The sequence below is a fragment of the Lentzea sp. NPDC004782 genome, assembly GCF_040609115.1.
Classification (GTDB): domain Bacteria; phylum Actinomycetota; class Actinomycetes; order Mycobacteriales; family Pseudonocardiaceae; genus Lentzea.
The window spans coordinates 48200-64064 of the sequence record NZ_JBEXJN010000037.1 but is presented as its reverse complement, the minus strand read 5'-3'; the positions used below and the strand labels follow the sequence as shown (position 1 = coordinate 64064).

Here is a 15865-nt window from a genome sequence, read left to right as displayed (position 1 = left end):
AACCGCAGAACGTGCGACGAGGCGAGCGCCACCTTCGGGTGCGGCGCTCGCCTCGTCGTTGCGGTCTGATCAGATCTGGGTTGCCTCCGTCGTGATGACCTCCTTCCGGCACCGCGTGCGGCTCGTCAGATGTGGAGCTGGACCAGGTTCGGCAGCAGGCAGACGCTGAGGATGCCCAGGGCCGTGATGTTGGGGCAGCCCGACGGGGCGGCTTCGTCGTCGTCGCCTTCGTCGTCACCCTTGGGCTCGTCGGTCACCGTCACCGTTTCGTCGGTGACCGTGACGGCGGACTCGAGGACCGGTGCGGTCTCGGGTGCGGCCTGCGGTGCGGCCGCTGGTGCCGCCACTTCGGCAACGGGCGGTGGCGCGGCAACGGCGGGAGCCGCCGGTGGCGGCGCGGCCTCGACCTCCTTGACCGCCTGGACGTGCGCGGCGCCCATGTTCACGCCGGGGATCTGACCGGAGTGGATGGCTTCCTTCATCGCGGCCGCCATGTCGAGCGCGGCCTGTGCGCCGGCGTTGACGTCGAAGCCCTCGCCGGTGGACAGCGGGACGTTCAGGGTGCCCAGGCTGACCGGCACCGAGTCGACGTTGTTGTTGCTGAGACCGATCGTGACGTTGACGTTGTTGTCTTCCAGGGCCTGGATGATCGGTTCGGCCTGAGCTGTTCCGGTTGTGAACGGCAGGGCGAATGCCAGTGCCGTTGCGGTGAGGACGGCTCTACGCGCCCACCGGGTGATGGCCATTTGCGCTGCTCCTCCTTCGTCGAGCGAGCGTCGTGAAACGCTCACGCCACTCGACGCTAGGTCGCGCTCTGGCCACGCAAGGGTGGACGTGCGGTTCGACCGGGGGATGACGGTCGGTCAGTCCTCGTCAACCAATGCGGCGGACGTGATGCGATGAAGGGGGAACCTCAGCACCTCTCCGTAGCTGTGGTCGTAGCCTTCGAGGACACCCCCGCCGACCACGTGCGGCTCGACCACGCGCTGTGCGGCCGTGCCGTGCGAGTCGACGAACCCGACCAGCACTCTCCGTCGCGCCCGCGCGGCCTGCTGGAGCAACGACAGGGTGGCGGACGGCCCGGCGCCGAGGTGTCCGGGGACGGCCACGCGTTCACCCCGTGGTGTCGCGGCGGCACGATCACCCGCGCGGACCAGCCGGACGAGTTCACCCAACCGTTCGTCGGCGGGCACGGCGGGTGACGCCACTTTTCGGGCGGTCCGCTGCCGCGGCGTGGTCCGGCGGCCGCCCGGTCGCAGGTCGAGGACCTGGCCGTCCGGGCCCTCCGCCGCCGGGGCGAACCCGGCCGAGCGCAGCCCGTCCAGCACGTCCGCCAGCGGCAGCGGGCTGACCAGCACCGTCGGTGCGATCCGGCGCAGCTCCAGCCGAGCGGCCTCGGGGTGCGCGAGGACCTCGCTGATCAGCACCGGGTCGTCGCACCGCAGGAACGAACCGGCAGCGCCGCCGCGCAGCCTCCCATGGCGCCGTGCGGCGTCGTCGATCAGGTAGGTCAACGACTGCGGAACGGGCGTGCGTGAGCGGATCTTGAACAGTTCGTGCAGCTCGTCGGCGGTGCGCCCGGCGTCGAGGGCGCGGCGGACCGTGGCCTCGCTGATCCGGTAGACGGTCGCGCTGCCCGCCGACTCGACGTCCGCGACGAGCGCCATCTCGTCCGCGAGCTCGGGCTCGAGCCTGCCTGGCGCGACGACGGTGAGGTCGGCCTGCACCAGCACGTGGTCGAGCGGCGCCGGCAAGGCGTCCCCGAGCGACTTGGCGGCGTGGCCGGGACCCTCGTCGAGCAGCACGCGGCCCGCGCTGGTGATCGCGCCGAGGGCGAGCACGCCGACCGCGGTGCCCTCCTCGACCGTCCAGCGCACCAGCTCGTCGCGCTGCCGCCCGCCCCGGCGCGGCGCCCGCCAGCCGAGCAGCGCGGCCAGGTCGGCGGGGTCCGCGATCGCCGTGCCCTTGCCGAACGCGGCCAGCGCCTCCAGGACCCAGCGACGGTCGCGGGGTGCCTGCGCACGGCGGATCTCGTCCGCGAGCGGGGTGAAGAGCCTGTCCTTCTCGTCGCGCCGGCCGACCAGCGCGGGCAGCCGCGGCAGCTCCAGCCAGGCGTGCGCGAGCGTGGCCCAGCGGACCTCGGCGGTCGCGGCGAGCCACACGTCGGCCTTCGTCGTCGGCACCCACTCCGGCTCGGCGGCCTCGGTGTTCGCGGCCAGGTCGGCGCCGACGACCAGCTCGATCAGCAGCGCGGCGCGGCGTTCGTCGACGTCGAGGTCCTTGGCGGTCTTGCGCAGCTCGCGCACGCCCAGGCCACCGGTCCGCAGCACCGGTGGCGGTTCGGCCGACCAGCTCGTGATCAGGTTCTCGACGTGCCGGACGAGCTCCAGCGCCTCGCCGCCGCCGGTGGCGTCGATGCTTGACTGCTGGAGGGTGCTCGTCTTCGGCTTCGGTTCGGCGACCTGGATCGGGCCGAGTGGTTTGTCACCGCGGAACTGCAGCGCGATCTCTCGTGGCAGCTCAACGGTGCCGGGATCGCGCCGCAGCAGCAGACCGCGGGCGAGGAGCCGTTGGACGGGCGTCTCCGCCTTGTCGAGCGGCACGACCCGTGAGGCGTCCTTGGTGTCACCGATGGGCGGCCCGGCGGCGAGCTTCTGCAGCACCCGCTGCTCGCCCTCGGTGATGCCCTGCAGGTCGTACGTCTGCCCGGTCGCGCGTCCGAGCCCGCCGGGATACGTGCCGAACGCCTCCCGCGTGACCGGAGGGACCGACAACGCGTCGTCGTCACCCCACACCAGCGCGAGGGACCTCAGCTTCGCCAGGGCCTGCTTGAGCGGCTTCGGCTTCACGTCCGGCCCGAGCACCGCGCCGAGTGTGGGCAACGCCACGGGCTCGGTGTCCGCACCCTGCACGACCAGGCCTTCGAGCACGGCCAGCGTGAACGTGTCGAGGTCCTCGCAGGCACGCGCGATCGACGCCCTGGTGCCGACCCGTGTCGCGAGCACGGACATATCGGCAGGTGGCGGTGTTGCCAGGTCAGGACGCGCGCGCAGCAGTGCCACGAGAGCGGCGTCGTCCCGGGCGCGCAGCCAGTCGGCGAGTGTGATGCCGGACATTCTCACCACGGTATATGGGCCGCTGGAGATCTCATCGTGCTCTGTCACACTTGTGCGCGTCATTGGGCACCACCGAGGAGGAGAACGTGGCGAAAGGACGCCCTGGACGGGTCGACCCGCACTGGCCGGAAGGCCCGGACGGCGGCCACCCCGTCACCGAACTGACCAGCGACTCGCAGGGTGCGCTCTCCCCGTTCGGCTCGGTGACGTTCCCGCTGCCGGTCGAGGACCTCGGCTACACGCACCCGGTCACCGAGATCAACAAGTCCTGACCCCCTGCTTGCTTTGTCGCACGCGGGGCCCTTTCGTGTGGTCAGAGTGAACGAAAGCTCCCCGCGTGCACATTGTCAGGGCGGTCTTAAGAGTGTCGAGTCGGATGAGTACCGCAAAGAAGCCGGGGATAGGCTCTCTTCCCGCTTGAGCTGCACTTCGTGGGAGGAAGACGATGCCGGTCCCCGGCCCTGGTTACTCGATCACCGTTCGCCTGGAGGCGCCGCCGTCAGCGAGCGCCGCGGGTGACCTCACGACGGCCGTCGGCCGCGCGGGCGGGGTGATCACGGCGTTCGACGTCGTGGAGTCGCACAACGACCGCGTCGTCATCGACCTCACCTGCAACGCCCTTTCCGCGAACCACGCGAAGGACATCACCGACACCCTGGAGACGTTGCCCGGCATCGTCGTCCGCAAGGTGTCGGACCGCACGTTCCTCGTGCACCTCGGCGGCAAGATCGAGATCTCCTCGAAGGTGCCGCTGCGCAACCGCGACGACCTCTCCCGCGCGTACACGCCCGGTGTGGCGCGTGTGTGTGAGGCGATCGCCAAGAACCCGGACGACGCGCGCCGCCTGACGATCAAGCGCAACACCGTCGCCGTGGTCACCGACGGTTCGGCCGTGCTGGGCCTGGGCAACCTCGGTCCCGCCGCCGCGCTGCCGGTGATGGAGGGCAAGGCGGCCCTGTTCAAGAAGTTCGCGGGCGTCGACGCCTGGCCGGTCTGCCTGGACACCCAGGACACCGAGGAGATCATCCGCGCGGTCGAGCTCATCGCTCCCGTGTACGGCGGCATCAACCTCGAGGACATCTCCGCGCCGCGCTGCTTCGAGATCGAGGCCCGCCTGCGCGAGAAGCTCGACATCCCGGTCTTCCACGACGACCAGCACGGCACGGCGATCGTCGTCGTCGCGGCGCTGCGCAACGCCCTGCGCGTCGTCGGCAAGGACATCAAGGACTGCCGCATCACGGTCTGCGGCGTCGGCGCGGCCGGTTCCGCGATCATCCGCCTGCTGCTGGCGCAGGAGCCCGGCGACATCATCGCCGTGGACGTCGACGGCATCGTGCACCGCGACCGCCCCGGCCTGGACTCGAACCTCAAGTCCATCGCCGCGTCGACCAACAAGGACAACCAGTCCGGCCGCCTGCACGACGCCCTGGTCGGCTCCGACGTGTTCATCGGCGTCTCCGCGCCCAACCTGTTCGGTGCGGAGCAGGTCGCGACCATGGCCAAGGACGCCATCGTGTTCGCCCTGGCCAACCCGGACCCGGAGATCGACCCGATGGAGGCCCAGCAGCACGCCGCCGTCGTGGCGACCGGCCGCTCGGACTTCCCGAACCAGATCAACAACGTGCTGGCGTTCCCCGGCGTGTTCCGCGGCCTGCTGGACGCGCACGCCCGCACCATCACCGACGCGATGCTGCTGGCCGCCGCGCAGGCCATCGCCGACGTGGTGGACGGCGACCGCCTGAACGCGTCGTTCATCGTCCCGTCGGTCTTCGACAACACGGTTGCTCCGGCCGTGGCGGAAGCAGTCCGCAAGGCGGCGACTTCGTAAGGGATTTCGGCACGGGCCGCGCACTGTGGGCAGGCATACGATCGCCGTATGACCAAGCAGTTCACCCACCTGGACTCACAAGGCGCGGCCCGCATGGTCGACGTCTCAGGCAAGGAGCAGACCACCCGGACGGCCGTGGCCACCGGAATCCTGCACACGACCGCCGAGGTGGTTGCGCTGCTGGGCACCGACGACCTGCCCAAGGGCGACGCCCTGGCCACGGCCCGCATCGCGGGCATCATGGCCGCGAAGCGCACCTGGGAGCTCGTGCCGTTGTGCCACCCGATCTCGCTGTCGTCGGTGGTGGTGGACCTGGCCCTGGCCTCGGACTCGGTCCTGATCACGGCCACGGTCCGCACCACCGACCGCACCGGCGTGGAGATGGAAGCCCTCACCGCCGTCTCCGTGGCGGGCCTGACCCTGCACGACATGGTGAAGTCCGTGGACCCGGCCGCCACCCTGGACGCCGTCCGCGTCGAACGCAAGGAAGGCGGCAAGTCGGGCCTGTGGGAGCGTCCGTGAAGGCAGTGGTCGTCACCGCCTCCAACCGAGCCGCCGCCGGCGTCTACCCCGACCGCAGCGGCCCCTTGATCGTCTCCTGGCTGCAGGACCGCGGCTTCGAGGTCTCGGACCCGGTGGTCGTGCCGGACGGTGATCCGGTCCGCGAGGCACTGGTCTCCGCCGTCGCGTCGGGTGCGGACCTCGTCCTCACCACCGGCGGCACCGGCATCAACCCGACCGACCGCACCCCGGAAGCCACCCGGTCAGTCCTGGACTACGAGGTCCCAGGCCTGGCCGACGCCATCCGCATGTCCGGCTGGCCGCGCGTCCCCGGCTCGGTCCTCTCCCGAGGCGTCGCCGGTGTCGCGGGCAGAACCCTGATCGTCAACCTGCCGGGCTCGACGGGCGGCGTCCGAGACGGCCTGGACGTCCTGGCCACCGTCGTGGAGCATGCCCTGGACCAGTTGCGCGGAGGTGACCACAAATGAGTGTCGTGCTGAGGGCGGTCGTGACCGAGGACCCCCTCTCGGTGGAAGAACACGCGGCCCTGGTGACCTCGGACCGAGCAGGCGCCGTGGTCACCTTCTCCGGCGTGGTCCGGGACCACGACGGCGGCCGCTCGGTCCTGGAGCTGGAATACCACTCGCACCCGTCCGCCGGGGACGTGGTGGCCGAGGTGGTCGCCTCCCTGGCCGACCGCTACTCCGGCGTGCACGGCATCGCCGTCTCCCACCGCGTGGGTCCGCTGAAGATCGGCGACGTGGCCCTGGCCTGCGCCGTGGCCGCCGAGCACCGCAAGGAGGCCTTCTCGCTGTGCGCAGACCTCGTCGACGAGGTCAAAGCCCGCCTTCCGGTGTGGAAGCGCCAGGTCTTCTCGGACGGCAACGACGAGTGGGTCAACTGCCCCTGACACCCGAAAACGCAGGCAGGGACCTCACCGCCGGGGGGTAGCGGTGAGATCCCTGGTTCCTGCGTCAGCCCGAGAACGGGCCGACCACGATCAGATCAGGATCTTGGCGCCCGGGAAGATCAGGTCCGGGTTCGTGAGGAAGTCCTTGTTCTTCTCCACGATGGCCTGCCAGCCGCCGGCGACCTTGTTCTCGTCGGCGATCTTCGACAGGGTGTCGCCCGGCTTGATCTCGTAGTTGCCGTTCGGGTTCGAGGTCGAACCGGCGAGGACGACAGCCGGCGCCTGCTGCACCGGCGCGGCGGCCTGGCGCTGCTGCGGCTGCGCCTTGCGCTGCGGCTGGGCCTGCTTCGGGGCCGGCGCGGTCTTGCCCACGTAGGCGCCGACGCGCTGGCTGCAGACCGGCCACGCCCTGGCGCCCTGCGTGCGGAGCACGTTCTCTGCGACGCGGATCTGCTCCTCGCGGGAGGCGTTGGCCGGGTTGCCAGTACCGCCGTTGGCGTTCCAGGTGCCCTGCGTGAACTGCAGGCCGCCGTAGAAGCCGTTGCCGGTGTTGGCACCCCAGTTGCCACTGGCCTCGCACTGTGCGAGTGCGTCCCAGTCCATTCCAGGGGCGGCGTTGGCGGTGCCAACGGCCAGGCCCAGAGGGGCGCCGGCGATGATGCCGACAGCCGCGACCTTGGCGATAGTGCGAGCGGCGGAACCCTGCTTGCCCTGCTTGCCTCGGTTGAAAGCCATGTGCCTCTCGGTCCACCGCACCTGCGGTCAGGGACTCGGGTTCGGGGCCCGGTACGTCCCTGCGTCCCAGTCCGGCGGTGTCTCTCGCTCGGGGTTGTTCCGGAGAACCCTCGGACTGGGTTCGGTGCTCGGTTCTCCGGTCTAGCTCGTGGCCGGTCGGGGCCAGCCGAGGAGCGACGGTACGTAACCGACGGCGGGCCCACCAAACGTCTGGCTGTGTGAGGCGCATCACAGTAACGTTTTGGAACGTTGTGCAGAGCCTACAAAACAGCAGCTCAGACCCGTCGTTATCGGTCCGTTTCCATTCTGAGATCGGTCGAGATCTATCACGCAAAGTGAGGCGTGGCTCACGCGCGTTGGGCCATCGGGGACACGCCCCTCACGGTCGAGGGACGCTCCCGCGACTACCGTTCGACCGGGGGACAACGACACGAGAAACCCGAAAGCGGCAGATGACCAAGATCGACGTGTTGCGCGCCGCGCTCGCGGCGAGGCCCGGCCAGCCGGTGTCGTTCGACGAGCTGATCGAGGCCGTCTGGGGGGACGACCGGCCGTCGAACCCGCGGGGTGCGTTGCGCAATCTCGTGCAACGGCTGCGCGTGACCGACCAGGTGATCACCGAACCGTCCGGCTACCGGCTCGTGCCGCGCAAGCCGGGGCCCCGCCAGCTGCCCGCGGACCTCCCGGACTTCGTCGGCCGCACGACCGAGATCGAGGCCGCGCTCGACTCGGCCGCGCCGGTGCTCGCGATCACCGGTCCGCCCGGTGTCGGCAAGACGTCGCTGGCGGTCCACCTCGCGCACCGGTTGAGCGAGCGGTTTCCCGACGGCCAGCTCTACGTGAACCTCCGCGCCTTCTCTCCGGGCGCGCCCGTCACGCCGGAACAGGCCGTGGCGCGGTTCCTGCGTGCGCTCGGTGCCGCGGACGTCCCGGTCGACCTGGCCGCGCAAACGGAGCTGTACCGGCGGATGACCGCGGACCTCGCGGTGCTGGTCGTGATCGACAACGCCACCCGCGAGCTGATCGGCCCGCTGCTGCCGGCCGGACCCTCGTGCCGGGTGATCGTCACCAGCCGGACCGACCTGCCGGAGCACGAGCAGCTCAAGGTCGACGTCTTCGACGACGGCGAGGCGCAGGACCTGTTGGCGCACCTGCGCATCGGCGGCAGCCGGTTCGAGCGGGCCGAGCTCGCCAGGCTCTGCGGGCACCTGCCGCTGGCGCTGCGCATCGCCGCCGCGAACGTCACCGAGGGCCACCTGCCCGACTACCTCACCGAGCTGCGCGGCGACGATCGGCTGGGCGCGCTGGAGATCGAGGGCGACGCGGCGGTGTGGGCGACCTTCGAGCTGTCCTACCGCGCGCAGTCCGCGACCGCGCGGCGGTTGTTCCGGTTGCTCGGGCACGTGCCGGGCCCGGACTTCGGGGCCGCGGGCGCGACGGCGTTGCTCGGCGAGGACGCGACGGCGGCGCTCGGGCAGCTGGTCGACGCGAACCTCGTGCACCGTGCGGGGGACCGGTACTCGCTGCACGACCTGCTCCGCATCTACGCGATGCGGCTCGGCACCGCCGAGCTCGGCCGCCTGTACGACTACTACCTGGTCAACGCGGACGCGGCCGGCCGTGCGCTGCACCCGGAGTTCCGCCGGCTGCCGCTGCCCCCGATCGCCGACGGCGTGCCCCGGCACGACCTCGGCGCCACGCCGGAGGCCCTCGCGTGGCTCGACGCGGAACGGGCCGGTGTCGTGGCCGCGGTCTTCGCGACGCCCGGCGAACCGGTGGCCTGGCTGCTCGCGGACGCCATGCGGGCCTACTTCTACTTCCACAGCCACCTGGTCGACTGGGTCGCCACGGCGCAGATCGGGCTGCGTGCCGCACGCCTGCACCGGGACCGCACCGCAGAGGCCGCCATGCGCGGCTCGCTCGGCCTCGCGCACTGGCGCGGCGGTCAGTTCGCCGAGGCGCTGGCCGAGTTCGAACAGGGCGTGGAGCTGGCCCGCGAGCTCGGTGACGACCAGGCGCTGGGCGCGCTGCTGATCAACCTCGGCATCGTGAACTGGGAGTACGGCAGGCTCACCGCGGCCGCCGACGCCCTGCGCGAGTCGGTGCGGATCCTCGGCGAGATCCCGCCCGCGCTGTTCAACCTCAGCGGCATCCACATGGATCTCGGGCCCCTCGACGTCGCCATGTCGTACGCGCGGGACGTCGCGCGGCTCTCGGCCGAGCAGGGCATCCCGGTGGGGGAGGCGTTCGCCATCGGGCATCTCGCCGACGGCCACCTCCTCACCGGCGACGCCGAACGGGCCGCCGAGCAGCTGGACGCGCTCGAGGTGCGGCTCGCCGACCCGACGCTGGGACCCGTGTTCATCACCCGCATGCTCGACACGCGGGGGTTGGTGGAGCTGGAACGCGGCCGGTACGCCGACGCGGCCGACCACGCGCTTCGATCGCTGCAACTGGCGGTCGGGAGCGATGACCCGAAGTCCGAGGCGGACGCGCACAACACGCTCGGCCTCGTGGCGTGCGCGCAGGGCAGGGCCGAAGAAGCGGTGGAGCACCACCAGCAGGGGCTCATGCTCAGCCGCAAGGTCGGTTTCCTGCGGGGCGAGGTCGACGCGCTGACCGGCCTCGCCGCGGCCCAGCGTGCGCTCGGGCACCTCACCGACGCGTTCGAGCGCGCCGTCGAGGCCGTGACGGCCGCGGAGCGCGGACAGCTGCGGGTGCGGCTGGTGCCCGCGCTGGCCGAGCTCGCCGAGGTGCACCGAGCCGTGGGCGACGAGGCGGAAGCCGAGCGGTGCCGGCTGCGCGGACTGGAGCTGGCCCGGGAGACCGGGCGGAGGGGCTGGGAACGGAGGCTGGCCGGGCCGCCCGCGAACGGCTGAGCCGGTTCTACGATCCCTCGTCATGACTGGGGAAACGCGGCTGGCCGCGTTGCACCGGGCGCTGGCCGCCCGCGCGGGCGAGCCCGTGCTGTTCACCGATCTCGTCCAGGCGGTCTGGGGCGACGACCCGCCGGCCAAACCACTTCCAGCCCTCCGCTCGCTGATGCGCCGCCTGCGGCGGTCCACCGAGGACGAGATCGTCACGGACGCGACCGCCTACCGGCTCCTGGTACGTGCGCCCGGTCCGTCCCAGCTGCCGGCCGACCTGCCGGACTTCGTCGGCAGGGAGGCGGAGCTCGCCGCGTTGTCCTCGGCGGACGCACCGGTCGTCGTGATCACCGGCCCGCCCGGCGTCGGCAAGACCGCGCTCGCGATCAAGCTCGCGCACCGCGTCCGCGACCGGTTCCCGGACGGTCAGCTGCACGTCGACCTGCGCGGGTTCGCGACGAGCCCGCCGGTCACCGTCGACCAGGCGCTCGGCCGGTTCCTGCGCGCACTCGGCGTGCCGCCGGAGCGGGTGCCGCTCGACCTCGACGAGCAGTTCGAGCTCTACCGGTCGAAGCTGCGCGGCCGCCGCGTGCTGGTGGTGCTGGACAACGCCACCGAACTGAGCCCGCTGGTGCCGGGCGTCGAGGGCTGCTCGGCGATCGTGACCAGCCGCAACGACCTGGCCGGCCAGGTCAGGCTGGACGTGCTGGCCGAGGAGGAAGCAGGCGCGCTGCTCGACCGGTTGAAGATCGGCGGGTCACCGGACGACCGCGCCGAGCTGATCAGGCTGTGCGCGCACCTGCCCCTGGCGCTGCGGATCGCGGGCGCGCACCTCACCGACCGCCATCTGCCCGACTACCTGGCCGAGCTGCGGGGTGACGGCAGGCTCGACGCGTTGGAGATCGAGGGCGACGCGGCCGTTCGGGCGGCGTTCTCGTTGTCCTGCAAGGCTTTGCCGGACGACGCGCGCCGGCTGTTCGGCCTGCTGAGCGTCCACCCCGGAACCGACTTCGGCGTGCGGTCGGCCGCCGTCATCGGGAACGTGTCCACAGAGGACAGTGCGAGGCTGCTGGACGTGCTGGCCCGCGCCGGGCTCGTGCAGAAGACCGGTGAACGGTTCCAGCTGCACGACCTGATCCGGCTCTTCGCCTCCGAACAGGCGGGTGGGGAAGGGGCACCCGCCCTGCGCCGGTTGCTGTCCTTCTACCTGGCCACCGCGCGCGTGGCCGCCGAGCTCGTCTATCCGACGATGAAACGGCTGGATCCCCTGCCGGTCGACGTCGAGGGGCGTTCGTTCGAGACCGCGGACGAGGCGCGTGCGTGGCTCGACGCGAAGCGTTCGGTGCTCGTGGCGGCGGTGCAGGTCGCGCCGCATCCGTTCGCGAGCCAGCTCGCTGACCTGTTGCGCCCCTACCTCACCTCGCACGGCTACCGGTCGGAGATGGCCGCGGTGCTGGCCGCCGGCCTGGCGTCGGCGCGTGCGGCGGGTGACGTGGTCCGCGAGGCGGCGATGCTCAACGGGCTCGGTCAGCTCCAGCAGATCCGGGGCGAGCACGCCGAGGCGCTGAAGACCTACGGCGTTGCGGCCGAGCTGGCCACGACTGATCACATGCGGGCCACGTTGCTCAACAACACGGGCATGGTGAGGTGGCACCTCGGTGATCTCGCCGGTGCGGTGGCGGACCTCGAAGAGGCGCGGCGGATGTCCAGCGACTACCTGGACCTGCACGTGACCGTGCTGACCAATCTGGGCTCGATGCTGGGCATCCGCGGTGAGCTGCGCAGGGCGATCGGGCTGTTCGAGGAGACCAGGCGGCTGGCGGAGGAACACGGACTCGTGCTCAAGATCGCTGCCGCCTCCGAGGGCCTCGGTGTCGCCCACCTGGAGCTCGGGGAGTTCGACGAGTCGCGGCGGCACCTCAAGGCCGCGCTGGACGTCTACCAGGGGACGATGGCGGCACCGTTCTCGACGCCGATGGTGCTGCTCAACCTCGCCGAAGTGGCGATGAAGACCGGTGACCAGGAGCAGGCGCGGACCTTGGCGCTGGCGAGCATCGAGGCGGCGCGGAAGGTCGAGGACGCCCACGCCGAGATCCTGGCGCTGATCTTGCTGGGGAACCCGCAGAAGGCGATCGAGCTGGCGGACGGCGTCGACTACCCGTTCGGCCGGCGCAGGGCACAGCTGGAGCTCGCCAGGCATGACCGGGCGCTGGCCGAGGAACTGGTGCGGGACGTGCGTGCCAGTGACGACCTGCTGTTGGAGTCGCAGGCGTTGCTGGTCCTGGCCGAGGTGGCCGGCGACGTGACCGCGGCCGGGGAGGCGCTGGAGCTGGCTCGGGCGCGCGAGCAGAATGCCGTCGTCGCCCGGGCGGAGGCGTTCCTGGCCGCTCAGCCGCCCGCGAACGGCGGCAGCACGTCCAGCTGAGCGCCCGCGGGCACCCGTGTCGACGTGTCGCGCACCGCGACGCCGTCCAGCAGGAAGCTGGACGCGGCGAGCACCTTGCCGAGCTTGTCGCCGTGCCGTTCGCCGATCGTGCTCACCACGAGCGCCACGGTGGGCTCGGGGGAGTCGAGCAGCAGGTCCTCGTCGGCGACCCCGGCCGCGGCTCGCGCCCCCGCGAAGTACCTGATCTTCACGGCCGTCACGTCACCCTCCGATTGCGCTCATGGGGCGGTCGGGCTGGTGGAAGCCCGCGTCGTTGATGCCGTGACCGGCCGCCTTCGCCCACATCGTGGCGCGCCAGGCGTCGGCGACCGCGGCGTCGGGGGAGCCGTCGCGCAGCAGCCGACGCAGGTCGGTCTCGGTCCGGCTGAACAGGCAGTTGCGGATCTGGCCGTCCGAGGTGAGCCGGGTGCGGTCGCAGGCGGCGCAGAACGGCCTGGTCACCGACGCGATCACGCCGACGGTCGCGGGACCGCCGTCGACCAGCCAGCGCTCGGCCGGTGCCCCACCGCGCGGGGCTTCCGACGGCGTGAGCGTGTAGGCGGTCGAGAGCATCGTGAGGATCTCGTCGGCCGTGACCATGTTCGTGCGCGTCCAGCCGTGCTGCGGGTCGAGCGGCATCTGCTCGATGAACCGCAGCTGGTAGCCGTTCTCGACGCAGAACCGCAGCAGCGGGACGGCCTCGTCCTCGTTGACGCCGCGCAGCAGCACGGAGTTGACCTTCACCGGTTCCAGGCCCGCCTCGCGTGCGGCGTCCAACCCGTCCAGCACGTCCGTGATGCGGTCGCGCCTGGTCAGCGTGGCGAAGCGGTCCGGGTCGAGGGTGTCGAGCGAGACGTTGATCCGGTTCAGGCCGGCGTCCTTCAGAGCTTTCGCCCTGCGCGCCAGCCCGATGCCGTTCGTCGTCATCGACATGCGCGGGCGGGGCTCCAGCTCGGCCGTCGCGGCGATGACGTGCTCCAGACCGCGCCGCAGCAACGGCTCGCCGCCGGTGAACCGGATGTCCGTGACGCCCAGGTCGACGACCGCGATCCGCATCAACCTGATCAGCTCGGCGTCGGTCAGCAGCTCGTCCTTCTGCAGCCAGTCGAGGCCCTCGGCCGGCATGCAGTACGTGCAGCGCAGGTTGCAGCGGTCGGTCAGGGAGACGCGGAGGTCTGTCGCGACCCGGCCGAACCTGTCGACCAGCAGCGGGGTGTCGGGGCGCGCGGACGCGTCCGGCGTACCACGCACGACGGGTAGTCCCAGGTCCACTGCTGTCACCTCTACCAGGGTAATCAACATCCTCTTGTGGATGCCTCCAACAACGAGGTTTCTCACGTTCCGCCCGTTTGGAGCACTGTCACAAGGAATTGTCTTAGAAGCTAAGATGTTCGACATGGAACCTGAGGCGCTGGAGAGGTTCACCTGGTACATGCGGGAGCAGAGCGCGCTCACCGTCATGTTCCACACGAAGGTCGCCGAGCAGATGGGTCTGTCCGCGACCGACGAGAAGTGCCTCGATCTCGTCATGCGGGCAGGTGGCCCCGTCACGGCCGGTCGAATCGCCGAGCTGTCCGGCCTGTCCACCGGTGCCGTCACGGGCGTGATCGACCGCCTGGAGCGTGCCGGATTCGTCCGCCGTGTCCGTGACCCGCACGACCGCCGCAAGGTGTTGGTCGAGGTCACGGTGGCCGACCTGGCGAAGTTCGGGCACCTGTTCGAGGCGGCGCGGCAGAGCCTGGTCGAGGTGCTCGGCCACTTCGACGCCGACGAGCTGCAGGTGATCGAGCGTTATCTCCAGCTCCAGATCGAGACGTTCCGCAAGCGCGTGATCGATACTTAGGCCATGTGGCACTACTTGATGGACATGGACGGTGTTCTGGTTCACGAAGAGCACCTGATCCCCGGCGCTGACGAGTTCGTCGCGGAGCTGCGCGCCGCCGACACCCCGTTCCTCGTGCTCACCAACAACTCCATCTACACGCCACGGGACCTGCGCGCGCGGTTGCAGCGCACGGGCCTCGACATCCCGGAGAAGTCCATCTGGACGTCCGCGCTGGCCACCGCCAGGTTCCTCGACTCGCAGCGCCCCAACGGCTCGGCGTTCGTGATCGGCGAGGCCGGCCTGACCACCGCGCTGCACGAGATCGGCTACGTGCTGACCGACCGCGACCCGGACTACGTGGTGCTCGGCGAGACCCGCACCTACAGCTTCACCGCGATCACCAAGGCCATCCGCCTGGTCGAGGAGGGCGCGAAGTTCATCGCGACCAACCCGGACGCGACCGGCCCGTCCCGCGAGGGCTCGCTGCCCGCGACCGGCGCCGTGGCGGCGTTGATCGAACGCGCCACCGGCCGCGAGCCCTACTACGTGGGCAAGCCGAACCCGTTGATGATGCGGTCGGCGCTGCGCGCACTCGGCTCGCACTCCGAGAACGCTCTCATGATCGGCGACCGGATGGACACCGACGTGCGCTCGGGCCTGGAGGCCGGCCTGTCCACGATCCTCGTGCTCTCCGGGATCTTCACCTCCGAGCACGCCGAGATGTACCCGTACCGGCCGACGCGCGTGCTGAAGTCGATCGCCGAGCTGGTCGGTCACTCCCAGGACCCGTTCGGCGACTGGACTGGCCACTGACTCGCGAGTGGTAATCGCTTATCGTCGCGGACGTGGACACGGATCGACGCTCGATGTACGTCGTTGGCGACGTGCACGGGCACCTCGCCGAACTGACCAGAGCCCTGCACGTCGCCGAACTGTGCGACGAGGAGGGGCACTGGACGGGCGGCGAGTCCGAGCTGTGGTTCCTCGGCGACTTCGTGGACCGCGGTCCCGACGGCGTCGGTGTGATCGATCTGGTCATACGCCTCGGTGAGGAGGCGGCCGCCGTCGGGGGCGTGGTCAACTCGTTGATCGGCAACCACGAGGTGCTGCTGCTCGGCATGCACCGGTTCGGCGACGAGCAGGTGCCGGACAGCGTCGGGCCGCGGTCGTTCGCGCGCAGCTGGCTGCTCAACGGCGGGCTGCGCAGCGACCAGGACCGGCTGACCGACGCCCACGTCGAGTGGCTGACGTCCAGACCGGTGCTGAAGCTGCGCGACGACCACCTGCTGATGCACTCCGACACGGCGGCCTACCTCGAATGGGGGTCCTCGATCGAGGAGGTCAACGAGGCCGTCCGCCAGGTGCTCAAGGGCGAGGACCTCGCCGACTGGTGGGAGTGCTGGCGCAAGATGACCACCCGCTACGCGTTCCGCGGTCCGCAGGGACCGGAAATCGCGGACGAGCTGCTCACGACCCTCGGCGGCAGCAAGATCGTGCACGGCCACAGCGTCATCGCCGACCAGCTCGGGGTGCCGCCGGAGCAGATCGACGGGCCGCTCGTGTACGCCGACGACAAGGTCCTGGCGATCGACGCGGGCCTCTACAGCGGCGGCCCGTGCCTGGTCGTCCCCTTGCCATACGCGCAAGCCTGACTACCG

At 70.9% G+C, this 15865-nt stretch carries 13 protein-coding genes and 1 pseudogene; 9 read left to right on the top strand and 5 right to left on the bottom strand.

What is annotated here, in order from left to right; all coding sequences use genetic code 11:
• Window positions 1-125 precede the first annotated feature (125 nt).
• Window positions 126-746, bottom strand: a complete 621-nt coding sequence (locus ABZV40_RS29920; protein ID WP_355448737.1) for a hypothetical protein — start codon at window positions 744-746, stop codon at window positions 126-128.
• A 117-nt stretch (window positions 747-863) separates the two neighbouring features.
• A complete protein-coding gene (locus tag ABZV40_RS29915; RefSeq protein WP_355448734.1) occupies window positions 864-3116 on the bottom strand; it encodes a helicase-associated domain-containing protein in 2253 nt (750 codons plus the stop codon).
• An 86-nt stretch (window positions 3117-3202) separates the two neighbouring features.
• Between ABZV40_RS29915 and ABZV40_RS29910 the strand changes: the two genes are divergently transcribed.
• The 4 genes and pseudogenes from ABZV40_RS29910 to ABZV40_RS29895 all read left to right on the top strand — a co-directional run bounded on the left by ABZV40_RS29910 (window position 3203) and on the right by ABZV40_RS29895 (window position 6355).
• Complete coding sequence (locus ABZV40_RS29910; protein ID WP_355448731.1) at window positions 3203-3388, top strand: hypothetical protein; 186 nt, start codon at window positions 3203-3205, stop codon at window positions 3386-3388.
• A 173-nt stretch (window positions 3389-3561) separates the two neighbouring features.
• The gene (locus ABZV40_RS29905) at window positions 3562-4944 is read left to right on the top strand and encodes an NAD-dependent malic enzyme (protein WP_355448728.1); all 1383 of its coding nucleotides are present in this window, start codon (window positions 3562-3564) and stop codon (window positions 4942-4944) included.
• A gap of 48 nt (window positions 4945-4992) precedes the next feature.
• Window positions 4993-5466 (top strand): cyclic pyranopterin monophosphate synthase MoaC, encoded by a 474-nt coding sequence (gene moaC / locus ABZV40_RS29900; protein WP_355448725.1) that lies wholly within the window; start codon window positions 4993-4995, stop codon window positions 5464-5466.
• Window positions 5463-6355: pseudogene (locus ABZV40_RS29895) on the top strand (molybdenum cofactor biosynthesis protein MoaE). Before moaC ends, ABZV40_RS29895 begins: the two are co-directional and overlap by 4 nt.
• A gap of 90 nt (window positions 6356-6445) precedes the next feature.
• Here the strand turns inward: ABZV40_RS29895 and ABZV40_RS29890 are convergent.
• Window positions 6446-7090 (bottom strand): transglycosylase family protein, encoded by a 645-nt coding sequence (locus ABZV40_RS29890; RefSeq protein ID WP_355448722.1) that lies wholly within the window; start codon window positions 7088-7090, stop codon window positions 6446-6448.
• Between the two features lie 452 nt (window positions 7091-7542).
• Here ABZV40_RS29890 and ABZV40_RS29885 point away from each other — a divergent pair, with 452 nt between their 5' ends.
• Both ABZV40_RS29885 and ABZV40_RS29880 read left to right on the top strand, forming a co-directional pair.
• Window positions 7543-9969, top strand: a complete 2427-nt coding sequence (locus ABZV40_RS29885) for a tetratricopeptide repeat protein (protein WP_355448719.1) — start codon at window positions 7543-7545, stop codon at window positions 9967-9969.
• Window positions 9970-9991: 22 nt separating this feature from the next.
• Window positions 9992-12382: a tetratricopeptide repeat protein gene (locus tag ABZV40_RS29880; protein ID WP_355448716.1), complete on the top strand. Its 2391-nt coding sequence runs from the start codon at window positions 9992-9994 to the stop codon at window positions 12380-12382.
• Here the strand turns inward: ABZV40_RS29880 and ABZV40_RS29875 are convergent.
• Window positions 12346-12603, bottom strand: a complete 258-nt coding sequence (locus tag ABZV40_RS29875; RefSeq protein WP_355448713.1) for a MoaD/ThiS family protein — start codon at window positions 12601-12603, stop codon at window positions 12346-12348. The two genes, ABZV40_RS29880 and ABZV40_RS29875, sit on opposite strands and share 37 nt — an antisense overlap.
• Before the next feature lies 1 nt (window position 12604).
• A complete protein-coding gene (moaA, locus tag ABZV40_RS29870; protein ID WP_355448710.1) occupies window positions 12605-13663 on the bottom strand; it encodes a GTP 3',8-cyclase MoaA in 1059 nt (352 codons plus the stop codon).
• A 115-nt stretch (window positions 13664-13778) separates the two neighbouring features.
• On the opposite strand from moaA, the gene ABZV40_RS29865 reads away from it, so the two are divergent.
• The 3 genes from ABZV40_RS29865 to ABZV40_RS29855 are packed head-to-tail and all read left to right on the top strand — an operon-like array spanning window position 13779 to window position 15859.
• Entirely contained in the window at window positions 13779-14225 is a 447-nt protein-coding gene (locus ABZV40_RS29865) for a MarR family transcriptional regulator (RefSeq protein ID WP_355448707.1), read from the top strand.
• Between the two features lie 3 nt (window positions 14226-14228).
• Window positions 14229-15020, top strand: a complete 792-nt coding sequence (locus tag ABZV40_RS29860) for an HAD-IIA family hydrolase (RefSeq protein ID WP_355448703.1) — start codon at window positions 14229-14231, stop codon at window positions 15018-15020.
• Between the two features lie 53 nt (window positions 15021-15073).
• The gene (locus tag ABZV40_RS29855; RefSeq protein ID WP_355448831.1) at window positions 15074-15859 is read left to right on the top strand and encodes a metallophosphoesterase; all 786 of its coding nucleotides are present in this window, start codon (window positions 15074-15076) and stop codon (window positions 15857-15859) included.
• The last annotated feature ends 6 nt before the right edge of the window (window positions 15860-15865 follow it).

Bases quoted from the DNA above. Each gene is read 5' to 3' on its own strand.
- ABZV40_RS29920 (WP_355448737.1), bottom strand. From the start codon at position 746: ATGGCCATCACCCGGTGGGCGCGTAGAGCCGTCCTCACCGCAACGGCA.
- ABZV40_RS29915 (WP_355448734.1), bottom strand. From the start codon at position 3,116: ATGTCCGGCATCACACTCGCCGACTGGCTGCGCGCCCGGGACGACGCC.
- ABZV40_RS29905 (WP_355448728.1), top strand. From the start codon at position 3,562: ATGCCGGTCCCCGGCCCTGGTTACTCGATCACCGTTCGCCTGGAGGCG.
- moaC (WP_355448725.1), top strand. From the start codon at position 4,993: ATGACCAAGCAGTTCACCCACCTGGACTCACAAGGCGCGGCCCGCATG.
- ABZV40_RS29890 (WP_355448722.1), bottom strand. From the start codon at position 7,090: ATGGCTTTCAACCGAGGCAAGCAGGGCAAGCAGGGTTCCGCCGCTCGC.
- ABZV40_RS29885 (WP_355448719.1), top strand. From the start codon at position 7,543: ATGACCAAGATCGACGTGTTGCGCGCCGCGCTCGCGGCGAGGCCCGGC.
- ABZV40_RS29880 (WP_355448716.1), top strand. From the start codon at position 9,992: ATGACTGGGGAAACGCGGCTGGCCGCGTTGCACCGGGCGCTGGCCGCC.
- ABZV40_RS29865 (WP_355448707.1), top strand. From the start codon at position 13,779: ATGGAACCTGAGGCGCTGGAGAGGTTCACCTGGTACATGCGGGAGCAG.
- ABZV40_RS29860 (WP_355448703.1), top strand. From the start codon at position 14,229: ATGTGGCACTACTTGATGGACATGGACGGTGTTCTGGTTCACGAAGAG.
- ABZV40_RS29855 (WP_355448831.1), top strand. From the start codon at position 15,074: ATGTACGTCGTTGGCGACGTGCACGGGCACCTCGCCGAACTGACCAGA.